Genomic DNA, 21,350 nt, shown 5'->3' on the forward strand with positions numbered 1-21,350 from the left:
AGGACGACATGACGTCTTCGAGGAACGATCGCGCTTCCGCGCTGCCCGAGGAGCTGCGGGAGGCCCTTCGGCGCCGCCTCGCGGGCAAGGCCGGGCGCGCCGACGCCATCCCCCGCGCGGACCGCGCGCGGCCGCTGCCGCTGTCCTTCGCCCAGGAACGGCTGTGGTTTCTGCACACCCTCCAGCCGGAGGAGGCGGGGTACAACAGCGCGCTGGCGCTGCGGCTGACCGGCGCCCTGGACGTGGCGGCGCTCTCCGGGGCGCTGGATGCCCTGGTGGAGCGCCATGAGGCGCTGCGGACCACGTTCGACGACATCGACGGCCGACCCGCTCAGGTGGTGCGCCCGGCCGCGCCCGTCCCCCTGCCGGTGGCCGACCTCACCGGCGCGAACCGGGAGCCGGGAGCGCTGGACCGGCTGCTGCTGACCGAGTACGCCCGGCCGTTCGATCTGCGGACCGGCCCGCCGCTGCGGGCGCTGCTGATCCGGTTGGCCGAGGACGAGCAGGTGCTGCTGCTCACGGCCCATCACATCGTCACCGACGGCTGGTCGATGGGGGTGCTCCAGGACGAGCTGTGCGCGCTGTACGCCGCGGAGCCGCTGCCCTCGGTGCCGGTGCAGTATCCCGACTTCGCCGTGTGGCAGCGGGAGCGGCTCTCGGGGGCCGCGCTGGACGGGCAGCTCGACTACTGGAAGGGGCGGCTGGAGGGCGTCGTCCCGCTGGAGCTGCCCACCGACCGGCCCCGGCCCCCGGCGCCCACCTCGGCGGGGGCGATCCATGAGTTCACCGTGGACCGCGCCACCGCGGACCGGCTGCGCGCGCTTGCCGCACGGGAGCGGACCACACTGTTCACGGCGCTGGTCGCCGTCTGCCAGGGGCTGTTCGCCCGCTGGTCGGGGCAGGACGACATCGCCATCGGCACCGTCACCTCCGGCCGTGGCCGCACCGAACTGGAGCGCGCCGTCGGCTTCTTCGTCAATACGGTGGTGCTGCGCTCCGCGGTGGACACGGCCCGTTCCTACCGTGAGCTGCTGGCCGATGCCGGGGCCACGGTGCTGGACGCCTTCGCCCATGACGAGACGCCGTACCAGCGGCTGGTGGAGGCCGTGGGGGCGCGCCGGGAGGCGGGCCGCAATCCGCTGTTCGATGTGATGGTGCTGCTGCACAGCGCCCCGCGGAGCGCGCCCCGGCTGTCCGGGCCGGCCGCGGCGAGCGTGGAGGTGCCCCGGCAATCGGCCACCTTCGACCTCAGCGTCGAGTTCGTCGAGGACGGCGAGGAGCTGCGGGGGCTGCTGGAGTACAGCACCGAGCTGTTCGACACGGCGACCGCCGAGCGGATGGCGGGCCATCTGCTGGTGCTGCTCGACGGGGTGAGCGCCGATCCGGACCGGCCGGTGCGGGAGCTGCCGCTGCTCACGGACGCCGAGCGGCGGCGGGGGACCGCCGCCGGGCACGGCCCCGCGCTCCCGGTCCGACCGGCCACGTTCCCGGCGATGTTCGAGGCGCAGGCGGCCCGTACGCCGGAGGCGACGGCGCTGGTGGCCTCCGACGCCACCTATGACTTCGCGGGGCTGAACGCGGCCGCCAACCGGCTGGCGCACCATCTGATCGCCCAGGGCGTGGGACCCGAGCGCGTGGTCGGGGTGAAGCTGCCCCGGACCGCCGACATGGTCGTGGCGATCCTGGGGGTCCTCAAGGCGGGCGGGGTCTATCTGCCCCTCGACCCGGAACTCCCCGCCGAGCGCCTCGCGTTCCTTCTGGAGGACGCCGAGCCCGCGCTGGTGCTCGACCAGGCCGCCCTGCGCGCCGTCCCCGCCACGCTGCCGACGGCCGATCCCACGGACGCGGACCGGACCGCCGCACTCCACCCCGACAGCGCCGCCTACGTCCTCTACACCTCCGGCTCCACCGGCCGCCCCAAGGGGGTGGCCGTGGAGCACCGGTCGATGGTCAATCTGCTGGTGAGCCACCGGCAGGGCTTTGTGGCGGAGGCGGGCGGCGGGCCACTGCGCGCGGCGCTGACCGCGTCGTTCTCCTTCGACACCTCACTGGAGGGGCTGCTCCTGCTGGCGGACGGCCATGAGCTGCACCTCATCGACGAGGCCACCCGGCTCGACCCGGCCGCGCTGGTGGCGCGCATCGCCGAGCACCGTATCGACTTCCTCGACCTCACCCCCTCCTACTTGCGGCAGCTTCTCCCGGCGGGGCTACTGGACCACCCCCGGCACCGCCCGCGGGTGCTGATGCTGGGTGGCGAGGCCCTCGGCCCGTCGCTGTGGCGGCGGCTGGCGGACGCCCCGGCCACGACGGCGTACAACTTCTACGGTCCGACCGAGTGCACCATCGACGCGCTCGCCGCCCGAATCGGCGGCGCCGGGCGTCCGGTGGTGGGCCGGCCACTGGGCAATCTGCGCGCCTATGTGCTCGACTCGCGGCTCCAGCCGGTGCCGGTGGGGGTGGCGGGTGAGCTGTATCTGGCCGGCGCGCAGGTGGCCCGGGGGTACCGGGGCCGTCCGGGGCTGACCGCGTCCCGCTTCGTGGCCGATCCGTACGGGCCCGCCGGGAGCCGGATGTACCGCACCGGAGACCTGGCCCGTTGGACCGCGGACGGGGAACTCGACTGCCTCGGCCGTGCGGACGACCAGGTGAAGATCCGGGGCCACCGGATCGAACCGGGAGAGATCGAGGCGGCGTTGCTCGATCTGCCGGCCGTCGCCGAGGCGGCGGTCGTCGCGGTGACCGACGACCGCGGCCACACCCGGCTGGCCGCCTACTACGTGCCCGCTCCGGGCGGTGAGCCGCCCGCCTCCGCTGAGCTGCGGGCGGCCCTCGGGCGCACCCTGCCCGGCCATATGGTCCCCGGCGCGTTCGTCGCCCTCGACGCCATGCCGCTCAACTCCAGTGGCAAGCTGGACCGCCGGGCGCTGCCCGCACCGCGGCTCGACGCGGACCGGCCGGAGGGGACCGCCACGGCGCCGCGCACCGAAACCGAGCGGGAGCTAGCCCGGATCTGGACCGAGGTGCTGGGTGCCCGGACGGTGGGGGTGAGCGACAACTTCTTCGAGCTGGGCGGCGATTCGATCCTCAGCATCCAGATCGTCTCCCGCGCCCGCCGGGCCGGACTCGCGCTCACCTCGCGGGACGTCTTCCTGCACCAGACCATCGCCGAGCTGGCCACTGCCGTGACGCCGCGCAGCGCGCCCGGAGCCGCCGAGGAGGAGCGGGCGGAGGCGGCGGGTCCGGCGCCGCTCACGCCGATCCAGCACTGGTTCTTCGCCACCCATGGCCCGCTGCGCCACTTCACCATGTCGATGGTCCTCGATCTGCCGCACGATCTGGACGAGGGAGCGCTGGAGGCCGCGCTGGACGCCGTGGTCGCGCATCACCCGGCCCTGCGCACCCGGTTCGTCCAGGGCGACGACGGCGGGTGGCGGCAGCTCGCGGACGGTGCGACGGGCGGGCCGCTGCTGCGCCACCACGATCTGGCAGGGCTCGACGGCGCCGAGGAGACGGCCGCCGCCGAGGCGGCCGCGGAGGCCGCCCGCGCCGAACTCGACCTGACCACGGGGGCGTTGTTGCGGGGCGCCCTGCTCCGGCGCGGGGCGGGGGCCCGGCCGCGGCTGTTCCTCACCGCACACCATCTGGCCGTGGACAGCGTCTCGTGGCGCATTCTGCTGGGCGATCTGGAGAGCGCCTACGGGCAGGCCGCCGCCGGGGAGCCGGTGCGCCCGGAGCCCGTCTCCACCGCCTTCACCACCTGGGCCCACCGGCTGGGCGAGCAGGTGCGGGAGGGGCTGCTGGACGGCGATCTGGCGTACTGGGAGGGTGTACGGGAGGCGGGCGGCGCGGACCTTCCGGTGGACCGCCCGGGCACGGCCACGGCCGGGTCCACCCACACCGTGCGCGTGACGCTCGACCGCGAGGTCACCGACGGGCTGTTGCGCCGGGTGCCCGGGGTGTACCGGACGCAGATCAACGATGTGCTCCTCAGCGCGCTGGGGCGGGTGCTCGCCGGCTGGACGGGCGAGGACCGGGTGCTGGTGGCCATGGAGGGCCATGGCCGGGAGGAGTTGGACGCGGCCGTCGAGCTGTCCCGGACCGTGGGCTGGTTCACCACGCAGTACCCGGTGGCGCTGACGCTGCCCGCAGGCGGCTGGGGCGCGGTGCTGAGGTCGGTGAAGGAACAGCTGCGCGCGCTGCCGCACCGGGGGCTGGGCTATGAGGCGCTGGCGTATCTGAGCGCCCCGGACTCCCCCGCGCGGGCACTCGCCGACGCGCCGCTGCCCGGCATCTGCTTCAACTACCACGGCCAGTGGGGCTCGGGCGGGGGCGGTGGCGCGTTCACGCTCACCGGGGAGAGCCTGGGGCCGGATCTGGCCGCCGACGAGCCCTCGGTGTATCCGCTCGATGTGTCCGCGGTGGTGGCGGACGGTGAGCTGGAGCTGACCTGGCTGTTCTCCGACCGGGTCCATGACGTGGCCACGGTGCGGCGGCTCGCGGACGGCATGCTCACGGCGCTGCGGGAGATCGTGGCGCACTGCGACGGACCGGGCGCGGGCGGCCGGACGCCCTCCGACTTCCCCCTGGCCCGGCTGGACCAGGCCGCCGTCGACCGGCTGGTGGGCGACGGACGGGGGATCGAGGACGTCTATCCGCTGACGCCGCTTCAGGAGGGGATGCTCTTCCACCGGCTGGTCGGTGGCGCGCAGGACGTCTACCTCGACCAGGCCGTGCTGACCCTGGAGGGGGTGCGCGACCCGGAGGCGTTCGCCCGGGCCTGGCAGGAGACGGTGGACCGCACCCCGGTGCTCCGAAGTGGCGTCGTCTGGGAGGGTGTGGAGCGGCCGCTGCAGATCGTCCGCCACCGGGCCGAGGTGCCCGTGACCCATCTGGACTGGCGCGGGCTGTCCGATGAGCGGCGCGATGCCGAGCTGGAGCGGTTCCGCGCCGCGGACCTGGCCCGGGGCATCGATCTGGCCGCGCCGCCGCTGATGCGGCTGGCCCTCGCCCGGCTGACCGACGCCCGGGTGGCGCTGATCTGGACCTCGCACCATCTGGTCCTGGACGGCTGGAGTCTGGCGCAGGTGTTCACCGAGGTGTGCGAGCGGTACACCGCGGCCGCCCGGGGCCATGCCCCGGCGCTCCCCGCCCGCCGGCCGTTCCGCGACTATCTGCAGTGGCTGGACGGGCAGGACGGGCAGGAGGCCGAGCGCCACTGGCGGGACCTTCTCGCGGGCTTCACCGCGCCGACCCCGCTCCCCCGCGACCGCGTGGCCGTGGAGTCCCACCGGGCCCGCTCCTCGGCGACCGTGGCGGTGGCGCTCACCCCCGAGGTGTCGGAGCAGCTGCGCCGTACGGCCCGCGGCGGCGGCCTGACCGTCAACACGATCGTGCAGGGCGCCTGGGCGCTGCTGCTGTCCCGGTACGGCGGTGTGGAGGACGTGGTCTTCGGCACCACCGTCTCGGGCCGTCCGGCGGAACTGGCCGGGGTCGAGTCGATGGTGGGGATGTTCATCAACACCCTGCCGACCCGGGTCCGGGTGGACGCCGCCCGGAACACCGGTGACTGGCTGCGGGAGCTCCAGATGGCGCAGTCCGCGTCCCGGCGCCATGAATCCGTCTCGCTGGCGCAGGTGTCGGGCTGGAGCGAACTGCCGCCCGGGACACCGCTCTTCGACTCCATGGTGGCCTTCGAGAACTACCCCTTCGACGACTCCTCGGCGCGCGAGGCGGGGCTGCGGATCGTCGAGGTGCAGTCCGTCGACGCGACCAACTTCGGTCTGAGTCTGCGGGCGCATCTCTCCGACCGGCTGGGCTTCGACCTCGGCTATGACCCGGGGCTGTTCGACGCCCGGACCGCGGCAGCGCTGGCCGACCGCCTGTGCCTGCTGCTCACGGCGATCGCGGCGGACACCGACCGTCCGCTGCGGGCGCTGCCGTGGACCACCGGCGAGGAGCGCCGGCGGATCCTGGTGGAGTGGGGCGGCGGCGCTGCCCCGGCGACACCGGAGCGGACCGTGGTGGAGCTGTTCGAGGAGCAGGCCGCCCGCACCCCCGGGGCCATCGCCGTCTCCTGCGCCGGGGAATCGCTGTCGTACGCCGAACTCGACGCGCGGGCGGGCCGGTTGGCGCATCGGCTGATCGCCGAGGGTGCCGGGCGGGAGCGGTATGTGGCGCTGGCGCTGCCCCGTTCGCCGGAGATGATCGTGGCGATCGTGGCGGTGCTGAAGACGGGGGCGGCCTATCTGCCGCTCGACCCGGACCAGCCGTCCGGCCGGATCGCCCGGATGCTCGCCGATGCCGAACCGGTCGTCCTGCTGACCACCACGGCCCAACGGGCACTGCTCGGCGAGGGCGACGACGCCGTCACCGGTGTGGCCCGGCTGTGCCTGGACGACCCCGCCCTGATCGCCGATCTGGAGCGCCGGCCCGCCGCCGTCCCGGCCGGTTCGGGGCCGCTGCCGGACAGCCCCGCTTACGCCATCTACACCTCCGGGTCCACGGGCGTGCCCAAGGGGGTGGTGATCCCGCACGCCAATGTGGTCCGGCTGTTCTCCCGTACCCATGCGTGGTTCTCGTTCCATGCGAGCGATGTGTGGACGCTGTTCCACAGTTACGCCTTCGACTTCTCCGTGTGGGAGATCTGGGGGCCGCTGCTGCACGGCGGTCGGCTCGTGGTCGTCCCGTACGCCGTCTCCCGCTCCCCGGAGGAATTCCTGCGGCTGCTGGTGGACGAGCGGGTGACGGTGCTCAGCCAGACGCCGTCGGCCTTCCAGGGGCTGATGCGCGCGGACGAGGAGAACCCCGGGGCCCGGCTCGCCCTGCGCCGGGTGGTGTTCGGCGGTGAGGCGCTCGACGCGCGGCGGCTGGCGGGCTGGTACGCGCGGCATCCGGACACCGCGCCGGTGCTGGTCAACATGTACGGGATCACCGAGACCACCGTGCATGTCACCTATGCCCCGCTCGACCGCGCTGCCGCGTCCGTCGCGGCGGCCACCGGAAGCGCCATCGGCACCGGCATCCCCGATCTGCGGGTGTATGTGCTGGACGAGGGTCTTCGGCCGGTGCCGCCGGGGGCCGTCGGCGAACTGTTTGTGGCGGGGGCCGGGCTCGCCCGGGGCTATCTGCGCCGCCCGGGGCTGACCGCGTCCCGTTTCGTGGCCGATCCGCACGGGCCCGCCGGGAGCCGGATGTACCGCACCGGCGACCGGGCCCGGTGGAGCGCGGACGGGGAGCTGGAGTATCTGGGCCGCGCCGACGACCAGGTGAAGATCCGTGGTTTCCGGATCGAGCCCGGGGAGATCGAGTCCTGCCTGGTCGCCCATCCGCGGATCGGCGACGCGGTGGTGACCGCGCGGGAGGACCAGCCGGGGGTGCGGCGGCTGGTGGCCTATGTGGTGGCCGCCGGCGCGGCCGCGCCACCGGACGCCGCCGAACTGCGGGAGTTCCTCCGGCGGTCGCTGCCCGCACAGATGATTCCGGCGGCGTTCATGTCGCTGGGCGCGCTGCCGCTGACCGTCAACGGCAAGCTGGACCGGGGCGCGCTTCCCGCGCCCGGCCCGGACGGCTTCGCGGCGAGCGCCGAGCGGATCGTCCCGCGCACCGAGGCCGAGCGTACGGTGGCGCGGGTGTGGGCCGAGGTCCTCCCGGTCGAGGAGGCCGGGGCGACCGACGACTTCTTCGCCCTGGGCGGCGATTCGATCCTGGCCATCCGGGTGGCTTCCCGGCTGCGGACGGCCTTCGGCACGGACGTCACCCCGCGCGCGCTGTTCACCCACACCACCGTGGCCGAACTCGCCGCCGCGCTGAGCGCGCCCGCGGAGGGCGGGAGTGCGGACACCATCCCGGCCGTGCCACGGGACGGGGAGCTGCCGCTGTCCTTCGCGCAGGCGCGCCTGTGGTTCCTGGACTCCTTCGACGACGGCGGTACCGAGTATGTGACACCGTTCGCACTGCGGCTGCGCGGCTGTCTGGACACCGTCGCCCTGCACACCGCCCTGGACGGTCTGGTGGCCCGGCACGAGCCGCTGCGCACCACCTTCGCCGAGGTGGACGGCCGTGGGGTGCAGCGGGTGCACGCCCCGTACCCGGTGGCGCTGCCCTCGCACGACCTCACGGACCGTCCCGCGGCCGAGCGCGAGCGGGAGCTGGCGCGGCTGCTGGAGCGGGAGGGCGTCACCCCCTTCGATCTGCGCACCGGGCCGCTGCTGCGGGCGTCCCTGATCCGGCTGGACGACGAGGACCACGTGCTCACCCTGACGATGCACCACATCGTCACGGACGGCTGGTCCACGGCCGTCATCGGCGCCGATCTGAGCGAGCTGTACGGCGCGGCGGCCATGGCACGGCCGCCGGCGCTCGCCCCGCTGCCGCTGGGTTACGCCGACTACGCGGCGTGGCAGCGCGATCCGCTCGGCGGCGCGGCGGCGGTGGAGCCGCAACTGGAGTACTGGCGGGCGCGGCTGGCCGAGGCGGCGCCGCTGGAGCTGCCGACCGACCGCCCGCGGCCGGCCGTGCAGACCAGATGCGGGGCGCTGCTGGAGTTCCACCTGCCCGCCGACCTGGTGGAGCGGCTGCGCGTGTCCGGGCGGCGCGGCGATGCCACCCTCTTCATGACGCTCCTCGCCACCTGCCAGGTGCTGCTCGCCCGCTGGTCGGGCCAGGAGGACATCGCGGTGGGCACCGTGACCTCGGGACGGGAGCGCCCCGAACTGGAGCATCTGGTCGGGATGTTCGTGAACACGCTGGTGCTGCGCACCCGGGTGGACACCGACCAGCCGTTCGAGGAGCTGCTCAGCCAGGTGCGGGGCACCGTGCTGGACGCCTTCGCCCACCAAGACGTGCCGTTCGAGCGGATCGTGGACGCGCTCCAGCCGGAGCGGGACACCAGCCGCACCCCGCTCTTCCAGGTCATGGTGGCGCTGCACAATCTGGGCGCGGAGGTGCCGGATCTGCCGGGTCTCAGCGTGGAGGCCGTCCGGGTCCCGGGCCGGACCGCCGGTTTCGATCTGGGCTTCGACTTCGTGGAGCACCTCGGCGCCCTGACCGGTTTCGTGGAGTACAACACCGATCTGTTCGACGCGGCCACCGTGGAGCGGATGACCCGCCATCTGCGGCTGCTGCTGGAGGCGGTGGCCGCGGATCCGGGGCTGCGGGTGGGCGAACTGCCGCTGCTGACCACCGAGGAGCGGCGGACGGTGCTGGAGGAGTGGAACGACACCGCGCTCGCGGTGGCGGACACCACCTTCCCCCGTCTCTTCGAGGAGCAGGCCGCCCGCACCCCGGGCGCCACCGCGCTGGTGGCCTCCGACACCACCTACGACTTCGCGGGGCTGGGTGCCCGCGCCAACCGGCTGGCCCACCATCTGATCGCCCTCGGCGTGGGCCCGGAGAAGGTGGTCGCGGTCAGGCTCCCGCGCACCGCCGATCTGATGGTGGCCCTGCTCGCCGTCCTCAAGTCGGGCGGTACGCATCTGTACGTGGACCCCGAGCTGCCCGCCGAACGCGCGCGATTCCTGCTGCGGGACGCCGCGCCCGAGGTCGTCCTCACCCCCGAGGTCCTGCGGGACGCGCCCCTGGACGCGCTGCCGGACACCGATCCCACCGATGCGGACCGGCTGTCCCCGCTGCTCCCCGGGCACACCGCGTACATCACCTACACCTCGGGGTCCACCGGCCGCCCCAAGGGTGTCGCGGTCGAGCACCGCCAGTTGGTCAACCTCTGCCTCGACCACGCGACCGAGCTCATCGCACCGCATCAGGCCGAGGCGGGCCGTCCGCTGCGCGCGGCGCTGACCGCCGCGTTCTCCTTCGACACCTCCTGGGAGGGCGCGGTGTTCCTGGCCGCGGGCCAGGAGGTGCATCTGGTCGACGACGCGGTACGGCTCGACCCGGCCGCCCTCGTGGCGCTGATCGACTCCCGTGGCGTGGACTTCGTCGACCTCACCCCGTCGTACCTCCATGAGCTGATGGCGGCCGGGCTGTTCGCCCAGGGGCGCCACCACCCCCGGATCGTCATGGTGGGAGGCGAGGCCCTCGGGACGGCGCTGTGGCGGGAGCTGCGCGCGGTGCCGGGCGTGGCGGTGTACAACTTCTACGGGCCGACCGAATGCACCGTGGACGCGGTCTACGGCGACCTGGCCGGTCTCGGTGGGCGCCCGCTCATCGGACGGCCCGGCCACAATCTGCGGGCGTACGTCCTGGACGGCGCGCTGCGGCCGGTGCCGCCGGGTGTCCCCGGTGAGCTCCATCTGGCGGGGGCCCAGGTCGCCCGCGGCTATCTGCGCCGCCCCGGGCTCACCGCGAGGCATTTCGTCGCCGATCCGTACGGCCCTCCCGGCAGCCGGATGTACCGCACCGGCGACCGGGCGCGCTGGACGGCGGACGGGGCGCTGGAGTTCCTGGGCCGCGCCGACGAGCAGCTCAAGATCCGTGGCTTGCGGATCGAGCCCGGGGAGATCGAGGCCGCGCTGCTGGACCATCCGGCGATCCAGGAGGCGGTGGTCGTGGCCCGCGAGGACACCGGCCACCGGCGGCTGGTGGCCTATCTGGTGGCCGCACATCCCGCCGACTCCCGGGGCCCGGCCGCCGATTCGCCCGCTCCGGCCGCCGGTTTCCCCGATCCGGTGGAGTTGCGCGCCCGGCTCAAGCGCACTCTGCCCGACTACATGATCCCGGCCGTCTTCGTGACGCTGGAGCGGATGCCCCGCACCGACAGCGGCAAGGCCGACCGGCGCGCACTGCCCGCTCCCCCCGACCGGCCGGAGCAGGATGCGCCGTATGTGGCGCCCCGCACTCCTGCCGAGACGGTGCTGGCGGGCGTCTGGGCCGAGGTGCTGGGCGTCCCCCGGGTGGGTGTGGAGGACAACTTCTTCGCCCTGGGCGGCGATTCGATCCTCAGCATCCAGATCGTCTCCCGTGCCCGCCAGGCCGGGCTGACCCTCACCTCCAAGGACGTCTTCCGCCACCAGACCGTCGCCGAGCTCGGGTTGAGCGTCGAGACAGCCCGGCGGCAGCCACTTCCGGAGCCCGCCGGGGCGGTGGCCGGACCGGCGCCGCTGACCCCGATCCAGCACTGGTATCTGGACGGTCGGCGACCCGGCGAGCGGCACCACTTCACCATGAGCCACCGGCTGCAACTCACCGGCGACCTCGACGAGGCCGCCCTGCGGCAGGCGGTGGACGCCCTGGTGGCGCAGCACGCGGCGCTGCGCACCCGCTTCCTGGCCGTCGACGGACAGTGGCGGCAGGAGGTCCTTCCCACCGCCCCCGACGGTGTCCTGGAGCGGCACGACCTGTCCGGCCTGGACGACGCGGCACGCGCCGCCGCCGTACGGGAGGCCACGGTCACGGCCCAGAGGGGGCTGGACATCGCCGAGGGGGCCGTACTGCGGGTGCTGCTGTTCACCTTCGGCCCAGGGCGGCCGCCCGAGCTGCTGCTCACCGCCCACCATCTGGTGGTGGACGGCGTCTCCTGGCGGGTGCTGCTCGGCGACCTGGAGACCGCGTACCGCCGCGCCGCCGCCGGTGGCGCGGCCACGCTGCCCCCGGCGAGCAGTGCCTTCACACGATGGGCCGCCCGGCTGGCGGAACACGTGCGCTCCGGCGGGCTCGACGGCGATCTGGCGTACTGGACGGGCGTGGCCCGCTCCGCGCCCGCCCCGCTCCCCGTCGACCGCGAGGGCCCCAACACCCATGAGACGGCGGCCACGGTGACCACGGTCCTCGGCCGGGCCGAGACCGGGGCGCTGCTGCGCCAGGTCCCGGGTGTCTACCGGACGCGGATCAACGATGTGCTGCTGGGCGCGCTCGGCCGGGCGCTGGCGCGCTGGACCGGTGGGGACACGGTGCTGATCGGCGTGGAGGGACACGGCCGCGAGGATCTCTTCGAGGACCTGGATCTCTCCCGTACGGTCGGCTGGTTCACCTCCGAATACCCGCTCGCGCTGGCCGTCGACGCCGAGGCGGGGTGGCGCGACACCCTCCGGTCCGTCAAGGAGCAGCTGCGCGCCGTCCCGCACCACGGGCTCGGCTACGGAGCGCTGCGCCATCTGGCCCCCGAGGGCTCCCCGGCCGGGGAGCTGCGGGGCGGCCCGTCGCCGCAGATCGTGTTCAACTACCACGGCCGGTGGGAGGTGGCGGCGGACGACGACGGCGCGGCCCCCGGTCTCTATCGCGCCGCCCTCCCCGCGACCGGCCAGGACGCCCCGCCCGGGGAGACCCGCCCATATCTGCTGGAGGTCACCGGCGCGGTCCAGGACGGCCGTCTGGAGCTGGGCTGGAGCTATCCGGCCCGGATGTACGACGAGGCGACCGTGCGGCGGCTCGCGGACGACTGTCTGGCCGCCCTGAAGGAGATCGTGGCGCACTGCGCGGAGCCCGGCGCGGGCGGGCGCACACCGTCCGACTTCCCGCTCGCCCGGCTCGACCAGCGCCAGGTGGACCTGGTCGCCGGTGACGGCGGGGCGGTGGAGGACGTCTATCCGCTGACCCCGCTCCAGGCCGGCATGCTCTTCCATGGCCTCGTGGACAGCGGCGCCACCGGTGGCGCCTACTTCGACCAGATCGCCATCCGGATCGGCGGGATCGCCGACCCGGACGCCTTCGCCGCCGCCTGGCAGCGGGTGGTGGACCGTACGCCGGGCTTACGCAGCTCCGTCCGCTGGGAGGGGCTCGCCGAGCCCGTCCAGCTCGTCCACCGCCGGGCCGAATTGCCCACCACCCGGCTGGACTGGCGGGGGCTGACACCGTCCGCGCGGGAGGAGGCGCTGGGCCGGCTGCTGGCCGAGGACCGCGCCGCCGGGATGGAGCTCACCTCGGCGCCGCTCAGCCGGATCGCGGTTGCCGGGCTTCCCGATGACGAGGTCATGCTGGTGTGGACCTCGCACCATCTGATGCTGGACGGCTGGAGCACCGGGCAGATCTTCGCCGAAGTGTGCGAGACCTACGCCGCCCTCGTCGCCGGGCGCACACCGCGGCCGACCGCGCGCCGGCCCTTCCGGGACTTCCTGCGCTGGCTGCGCGGGCAGGACCAGGAGCGGGCGGAGCGCCACTGGCGCGGGGTGCTCGCGGGGCTGGGCGCCCGCACGCCGCTGCCGTACGACCGGCCGCCCCGGGAGGCGCATCGCACCACCTCGACCGCGCTGACCCGGCTGGAGCTGACCGAGGAGGTGTCCGCCCGGCTGCGGGAGACGGCGCGCGGCGGCGGGCTGACGGTCAACACGGTGGTGCAGGGGGCGTGGGCGCTGCTGCTGTCGCGGTACGGCGGTGAGCGCGACGTGGTGTTCGGCACCACCGTCTCGGGCCGCCCGGAGGGGCTGCCGGGCGTGGAGACGATGGTCGGCATGTTCATCAACACGGTCCCCACCCGGGCCGTGGCCGAGGGTGGCCGTGAGGTGGTGGAGTGGCTGCGGGAGCTTCAGGAGCAGCAGAGCGAGTCCCGCCGCTTCGACTTCGTCGCCCTCCCCCGGATCCAGGCCCTCAGCGCGCTTCCGGCCGGTGAGGCGCTCTTCGACAGCATGGTGGTGTTCGAGAACTACCCCTTCGACGAGGCGTCGGCGGCCGGTGCCGGGATCCGTGTCCGGGAGGTGCGGGCCGAGGACTCCACCAGTTTCCCACTGTGTCTGCGCGCCTATCTCGGCGACCGGCTGGGCTTCGACATCGCCTACGATCCTGCGCTGTTCGACGCGGCCACGGTGGAGCGGGCGGCGGCCCATCTTCGGACGCTGCTGACCGGCATCGCGGACGGCGCCGGACGGTCGCTGGACGAGCTGCCGCTGCTGACGGCGACGGAGCGCCTCCGGGCGATGGGCGAGTGGAACGCCACCGCCCGGCCGCTGCCGGAGGGCTCGCTGGGCGAGCTGTTCGCCGAGCGGGTCCGCCGCGCCCCGGACGCCGTCGCCGTCACCGACGGCGCCACTTCGCTCAGCTATGCCGAACTCGACGACTGGGCGGGCCGGTTGGCGGGTCACCTGGTGCGGTCCGGGGTGCGGCCGGAGGACCGGGTGGCGCTGCTCATGGACCGGTCGGTGGAGCTGGTCGTGGCCCAGCTCGCGGTGGTCAGGGCGGGTGGGGTGTATGTCCCGGTGGACGTCCGCGCCCCGGGCGATCGGCGGCGGACGCTGCTGGGTCAGGCGGGCGCCGCGGTCGTGCTGACGCCGGAGGAGGTGGCCGCCGCGCGGGAGGGCGAGCCGATGGCGCGGGTGGTGCCGGTGCACCGGGACCAGTTGGCGTATGTGATGTTCACCTCCGGGTCGACCGGTGTGCCGAAGGCCGTGGGGGTGCGCCATCGCGATGTGGCGGCGCTCGCCTACGACCGCGCCTTCGCCGGTGGCGGGCATGAGCGGGTGCCGCTGCATTCGCCGGTGGCGTTCGACGCCGCCACCTACGAGATGTGGGTGCCGCTGCTGGGGGGTGGCCGGGTGGTGGTGACACCGGGCGAGCTGGACGCCGCAGCCCTGCGTGGGCTGGTGGCAGCACAGGGGATTACCGGACTCTGGCTGACCGCCGGGCTGTTCCGGCTGCTGGCGCAGGATGCGCCGGACTGCTTCGCGGGGCTGCGCGAGGTGTGGACGGGTGGCGATGTGGTGCCCGCGGCCTCGGTGCGCCGGGTGCTGGAGCGCTGCCCCGGGCTGACCGTGGTGGACGGGTACGGGCCGACCGAGACGACGACCTTCACCACGTTCTTCCCGATGTCCCGCGCCGACGAGGTGCCCGAGGTGGTGCCGATCGGCCGGCCGCTGGACAACATGCGGGTCCATGTCCTGGATTCGCGGCTGCGGATCGTGCCGCCGGGGGTGGTCGGGGAGCTTTTCATCGCCGGGGAAGGGGTGGCGCGTGGCTACCTCGGCCGTCCCGGTCCGACCGCCGCGGCGTTCCTCGCCGATCCGTACGGGCCCGCCGGGGAGCGGATGTACCGCACCGGCGATCTGGCGCGCCGGCGGCCGGACGGCACGGTGGAGTTCCTCGGCCGCGCCGATGACCAGGTCAAGGTCCGTGGCTTCCGGATCGAGCCGGGCGAGGTGGAGGGGGTACTGGCCGGGCATCCGGAGGTGGCGGATGTCGCCGTGGTCGCCCGCAGCGGCGGGCCCGGCGGGAAGCGGCTGGTGGCCTATGTGGTGGCCGTTGTTGGTGTCGGGGCGGTGGACGGTGAGCGGCTGCGGGCGTACGCGGCGCAGCGGCTCCCGGACTACATGGTGCCGTCCGCCGTCGTCCCGCTGGACGCGCTGCCGCTCGGCGCCACCGGGAAGCTGGACCGCGCGGCGCTGCCCGCCCCGGGCCCGGACATCCGCCGCACGCCCTACCGCGCGCCGCGCGAGGGGGCCGAACAGGCCGTGGCGGCGGTGTGGGCCGAGGTGCTGGAGGTGGAACGGGTCGGCGCCGGGGACAACTTCTTCGAGCTGGGCGGCGACTCGATCCTCTCCATCCGGCTCACCTCACGGCTGCGGGAGGTGCTCGGAGTGGAGCCCTCGCCCCGCCTGGTCTTCACCCATCCGACCGTCGCCGCCCTGGCCGAGGCGCTCGGTGGCGCGGACGGCCGCGCCGGGGACCGGCCCGCCCCGATCACCCCGGTGGCCCGGGACGGCGAGCTGCCGCTGTCGTATCCGCAGCAACGTCTGTGGTTCCTGGACTCCTTCGCACCGGACAGCGCCGAGTACATCACCCCGCTGGCGCTGCGGATGCGCGGCGCCCTCGATGTGGACGCGCTCGGCGCGGCGCTGACCGCGCTGGTGGCCCGGCATGAGTCGCTGCGGACCACCTTCGACGCGGTGGACGGCCGCGGCGTGCAGATCGTGCACGACCCCTGGGAGATCCGGCTCGAGCCGTACGATCTGTCCCACCTCCCCGCCGACGGGCGGGAGGCGGAGCTGGCGGAGCTGCTGGCGTACGAACGGGCGCGCCCGTTCGATCTGCGGCGCGGACCGCTGCTGCGGGCCGGGCTGATCCGGCTCGGAGCCCAGGAGCATGTGCTGAGCCTGACGCTGCATCACATCATCACCGACGGCTGGTCCACCGGAGTGCTCACCGGCGATCTCCGGGAGCTGTACCGGGCGGCGCTGAGCGGTGAGCCCGCGGCGCTGCCCCCGCTGCCGGTGCACTACGCGGACTTCGCCGCCTGGCAGCGGGCCGAACTCACCGCGCCCCGCGCGGATGAGGAACTGGCTTACTGGACACGTCAGTTGGCCGGGGTGCCGCCGCTGGAGCTGCCCACCGACCGGCCCCGGCCCGCGGTGCGGACGAAGCACGGCGCGACCGTGGAGTTCACCGTGCCCGCCGAGGTGAGCCTGCGCCTCAAGGAGTTCGGGCACAGGCGGGGAACCACCCTGTTCATGACGCTGGTGGCGGCGTCCCAGATCCTGCTGGCCCGGCTGTCGGGCGGCCGGGACATCGCCGTGGGCACCGTCACCTCGGGTCGGGAGCGCCCCGAGGTGGAGCGGCTGATCGGCTTCTTCGTCAACACGCTGGTGCTGCGCTCCACGGTCGATCCGCAGGCCCGGTTCGGGGACTTCCTGGCCGAGGTGCGCGGCACCGTCCTGGACGCGTTCGCCCATCAGGCGGTGCCGTTCGAGCGAGTGGTGGACGAGGTCCGGCCGGTCCGGGACACCAGCCGGACCCCGCTGTTCCAGGCGATGGTGGTGCTGCAGAACGCCCCGGGCCGGGCGCTGGAGCTGCCCGGTCTGAAGCTGGCGGACGTGGAGCTGGAGACCGACACCGCCGCCTTCGACCTCACCTTCGAGTTCGCCGAGGCCGAGGGAGGCGCGCTGCACGGGCTGATCGGCTACAGCACCGATCTGTTCGACGCCTCGACCGTGGAGCGGATGGGCACGGCCCTGCGGGCGCTGCTCGCCGGAATCGCCGAGGATCCGCGGCGGCCGGTGGGCGCGCTGCCGCTGACCACCCCGGCCGAGCTGCGGCGCACCCTGGTGGAGTGGAACGACACCCGGCGCGAGGTGGACCCGGCCACGCTGCGCGAGCTGTTCGAGCGGCAGGCGGCCGTCTCCCCGGATGCCACGGCCGTACGGTACGGGAAGGGCGATCTCACCTTCGCCGAGCTGGAGACGGCCGCGAACCGGCTGGCGCACCGGCTGATCGGCCAGGGCGTGGGGCCGGAGCGCCTGGTGGCGCTGGTGCTGCCGCGCTCGGTGGAGATGCTGGTGGCACAGCTGGCGGTGGCGAAGGCGGGCGGTGCGTTCCTGCCGGTCGACCCCGGCTATCCCGAGGAGCGGGTGGCGTTCATGCTGCGGGACGCCGCGCCCTCGGTGGTGCTCGACGACGCGGCCTCGGTGTGGGCCGAGGAGGGTCCCGCCGGACCACCGCCCGGCCGTGGCCTGACGCCGGACCATCCGGCGTATGTCATCTACACCTCCGGCTCCACCGGTGTGCCCAAGGCGGTCGTGGTCACCCATGCGGGGCTGGCCAGTTTCTCGGCGGCCGCGGCCGCGCACTACGACGTGCGGGCCGGGGACCGTGTGCTGCAGTTCTCCTCCCCCAGCTTCGACGCCTCCGTCCTGGAGCTGTGCGTCTCGCTGCCCCGTGGCGCGGCGCTGGTGATCGGTGACGAGGGCCCGCTGCTGGGCGAGCGGCTGGCCGAGGTGCTCGGCGGGCAGCGGATCACCCATGCGCTGATCCCCCCGGCGGCGCTGGCCACCGTGCCGGAGGCGGCGTGGCGGGCGGGGCTGCCGGATCTACGGACCCTGATTGTCGGCGGTGACACCTGCTCCGCCGAGCTGGTGGACCGCTGGGCGCCGGGCCGGCGCCTGGTCAACTCCTACGGCCCGACGGAGGCCACGGTGGTGAGCACCTGGTCCGGGCCGCTCGCGGCGGGGTCGGGCGCGCCGCCGATCGGCCGGCCGATCCCGAACGCCCGGGTCTATGTGCTGGACGAGGCGCTGCGCCCGGTGCCGGTGGGCGTGGCCGGGGAGCTGTATGTGGCGGGCGGGGGTCTGGCGCGCGGCTATCTGGGCCGTCCGGGGCTGACCGCCGCACGGTTCGTGGCCGATCCGTTCGGCCCGGCAGGTGGCCGGATGTACCGCACCGGCGATGTGGTGCGGTGGACCGGCGACGGCGAACTGAGGTTCCTGGGCCGGGCCGATGACCAGGTCAAGGTGCGGGGCTTCCGGATCGAACTCGGCGAGGTGGAGAGCGCGCTGCGGCGCGGTCCTCAGGTGCGGGAAGCGGTGGTCGCCGTACGCGAGACCGCCCCGACGCCGGAGCAGCCCTTCGGCGGCAAGCGCCTGGTGGGCTATGTCGTCCCGGCGCCGGGCGCCTCGCCGACCGCCGCCTCGCTGCGCGACGCCCTGGGGCGGACCCTTCCCTCCCATATGGTGCCGTCCGCGTTCGCCACCCTGGACGCGCTTCCGCTCACGGCCCACGGCAAGGTCGACCGCCGGGCCCTGCCCGATCCGGATCCGGTGCCCGTCACCTCCGGTGCGGGCCATGTCGCTCCGCGGACCCCGATGGAGCGCCGGATCGCGGACATCTGGGCGGATGTGCTCGGTCTGGAACGGGTGGGCGTGGAGGACAACTTCTTCGACCTCGGCGGGGACTCCATCCTCAGCATCCAGGTGGTCTCCCGCGCCCGCCAGGCCGGGCTCCGGCTGACCACCAAGGACCTGTTCGCCCATCAGTCGGTGGCCGCGCTCGCCACCGTGGCCACGGCCGAGCGGGACGAGGGCCCCGCGACGCCGGTGACCGGGTCGCTTCCGCTCACCCCGATCCAGCGCTGGTTCTTCGCCACCCACACCGTGAATCCACGCCACTTCAACCAGTCCACCCTGCTGGAGCTGCACCAGGAGCCGGACGAGAAGGCGCTGGAGGGGGCGCTGGCCGCGCTCCTGGTCCACCATGACGCGCTGCGCACCCGGTTCACCGAGGACGGCGGCGAGTGGCGGAGCCACGTCCCCGAACCGGAGGCCGGGGTCGACATCCTGGACCACCACGACCTGTCCGGTCTGCCGGCGCGGGAGGCGGACGCGGCGATGGAGAAGGCGGCCGACGCGCTCCACGCCGGCTTCGACCTCGGCCGGGGGCCGCTGCTGAAGGCCGCGCTGTTCCGCTTCGGCGCGGGCCGGCGGCCGTTCCTCTTCCTGACCGCGCACCATCTGGTCATCGACGGGGTGTCCTGGCGGATCCTGCTGGACGATCTGGACATCGCCTATCAGCAGGGCGCGCGCGGCGAACCGGTGGACCTCGGCTCCAGGACCACCGCCTTCCGCGACTGGGCGAGGGGGCTGGCCGAGCATGTCACGGGCGGCGCCCTGGACCATGAGGCCGACCACTGGTGCGGGACGCTCGACGCCCGGCCACTGCCGGTCGACCACCAGGTGGCCTCGCCGGGGGCCGAGATCCGTACGGTGCCGGTCGAGCTCGGTGAGCGGGACACCGAGGCGCTGCTGCGCTCGGCGCCCACCGCCTATCGCACCCGGATCAACGATGTGCTGCTCGCCGCCCTCGCGCTGGCGCTGTCGCGCTGGACGGGCCAGGAGCGGGTCTCCGTGGAGCTGGAGGGCCATGGGCGCGAGGACATCCTGGACGGGGTCGATCTCTCCCGTACGGTGGGCTGGTTCACCACCATGTACCCGGTCTCCTTCGAGCTGCCGGACATCCCCGCGGGCGGACCGGCCGACTGGCGCGGTCTGGTCAAATCGGTCAGGCGGCGGCTGCGGACCGTCCCCGGCAACGGCTTCGGCTTCGGGGCGCTGCGGGCCTTCGGTCCGCCGGAGCTGCGCGAGCGGCTGTCCCGTCAGGGCGCCGGGCCGCAGATCGTGTTCAACTACCTGGGCCAGTGGGACGCCCGGTCGGCGCGGTCCCAGGGCGGGCTGGTGCACGCCGAGCACGGGTCGTTCGGCCAGGACCACGACCCGCGCGAGGGCGGTTCCCATCTGCTGGAGGTGGTGGGCGCGGTGCAGGACGGCCGGCTCGGCTTCACCTGGCGCTACCGCCCCGATGTGCACGAGAGGGCGACCGTGGAGGCGGTGGCCGGGGACTTCGCGGAGGCGCTGCGCCGGATCGCCGAGGACTGCCGGGGCACCGTATGACCGCGGCCCCGCCGGTGTCCCCGCCGGTACCCCTCTCGCGCAACCGGGACTACCGGCTGCTGTGGGGCAGTCAGGCGCTCTCGGAGTTCGGCTTCCACGCGGCGGTGATCGCGTTTCCGCTGCTGGTCCTCGCGCTCACCGGCTCCGGCGCCGCCTCCGGTCTGGTCATGGGCACCATCGCCGCCGCGCAGATGGTGGTGGGGCTCCCGGCGGGTGTCCTGGTGGACCGCTACGACCGCAAGGCCATCATGCTGGGCTGTGAGGCGGCCCAGGCGGTCTCCGCGATCAGCCTGGTGGTCGCCGTGTGGGCCGGTGCGGCCACCGTCTGGCACATGGTGGCGGTGGCGGCGGTCTTCGGAGCGAGCGCGGCGCTCTTCGAACCGGCGGAGAACGCCTCGCTGCCGGCCCTGGTGGCGGACGACCATCTGCCCACGGCGGTGGCGATGAACACGGCACGTGCCTCGATGGGCCAGCTGGCGGGCACCGCGACCGGCGGATTCCTGTTCGCCGTGGGGCGGTTCGTCCCCTTCCTGGTGGACGCCGTGACGCATACGCTCTCCTTCGTCGCACTGCTCTTCGTCAGGCTGCCCCGGCGCGAGCGGCCCCCCGGCGGGGCGGGCCCGCTGGGCCGTGAGGCGCTGGCCGGGCTGCGGTGGGTGTGGCGGGAGCGCGGGATCCGGGTCACCGTGGCGTGCGCGGTGGTGCTCAACCTGTTCTTCAGCGCCTTCTATCTCGTCGTCATCGTGCTCGCCGAGTCCCGGGGGGTGCCCTCCGGGGAGGTCGGTGTGATGGCGGCCATGCTCGGGGTGGGCGGGGTGGCCGGTGCGCTGGTGGCGCCCGTACTGCACCGGCGACTGGGTTCGTACGGCGCCATCATCGCGGTGTTCTGGGCCCTGGCCGTGTTCGCCCCGGTCACCGTGCTGACGGACAGCGGCTATCTCATCGGGGTGCTGTTCGCCCTGATGGCGCTGTTCCCGCCGACGGCCAACACCGCGATCATGACCGATCAGCTGCTGCGCACCCCGGACGAGCTGCGCGGCAGGCTCACCAGCACGCTCGTGCTGGCCTGCGGTGCCGCGGGCGCGGCCGGTCCCGCGCTGGGCGGATCGCTGGCCCAGATGGTCCCGGGCGACGGGGCGATCCTGCTCTGCGCGGCGGGGATGGCCACCGCGGCCGTCCTGGCCACCGCCAGCCCGACCCTGCGCACCCTGTCCCGGCGCCATGAGGAGGGACAGCCGACCCGAGCCGACTGACCGTCATCCGTCACCTCACCGACCATCCCCCACCTGACCGATCACCGACAGGAGAACGACC

At 74.2% G+C, this 21,350-nt stretch carries 2 protein-coding genes; both read left to right on the forward strand.

The window, feature by feature from the left end:
* The first annotated feature begins 8 nt into the window (after nt 1-8).
* Nucleotides 9-20,036, forward strand: coding sequence for a non-ribosomal peptide synthase/polyketide synthase (locus tag AS97_RS03350; protein ID WP_210564308.1), 20,028 nt, complete (start codon nt 9-11; stop codon nt 20,034-20,036).
* Complete coding sequence (locus AS97_RS03355; RefSeq protein WP_125755197.1) at nt 20,033-21,289, forward strand: MFS transporter; 1,257 nt, start codon at nt 20,033-20,035, stop codon at nt 21,287-21,289. Before AS97_RS03350 ends, AS97_RS03355 begins: the two co-directional genes overlap by 4 nt.
* The last annotated feature ends 61 nt before the right edge of the window (nt 21,290-21,350 follow it).

Source organism: Streptomyces sp. AgN23 (assembly GCF_001598115.1).
Taxonomy (GTDB): domain Bacteria; phylum Actinomycetota; class Actinomycetes; order Streptomycetales; family Streptomycetaceae; genus Streptomyces; species Streptomyces antimycoticus.

Bases quoted from the DNA above. Each gene is read 5' to 3' on its own strand.
- AS97_RS03355 (WP_125755197.1), top strand. From the start codon at position 20,033: ATGACCGCGGCCCCGCCGGTGTCCCCGCCGGTACCCCTCTCGCGCAAC.
- AS97_RS03350 (WP_210564308.1), top strand. From the start codon at position 9: ATGACGTCTTCGAGGAACGATCGCGCTTCCGCGCTGCCCGAGGAGCTG.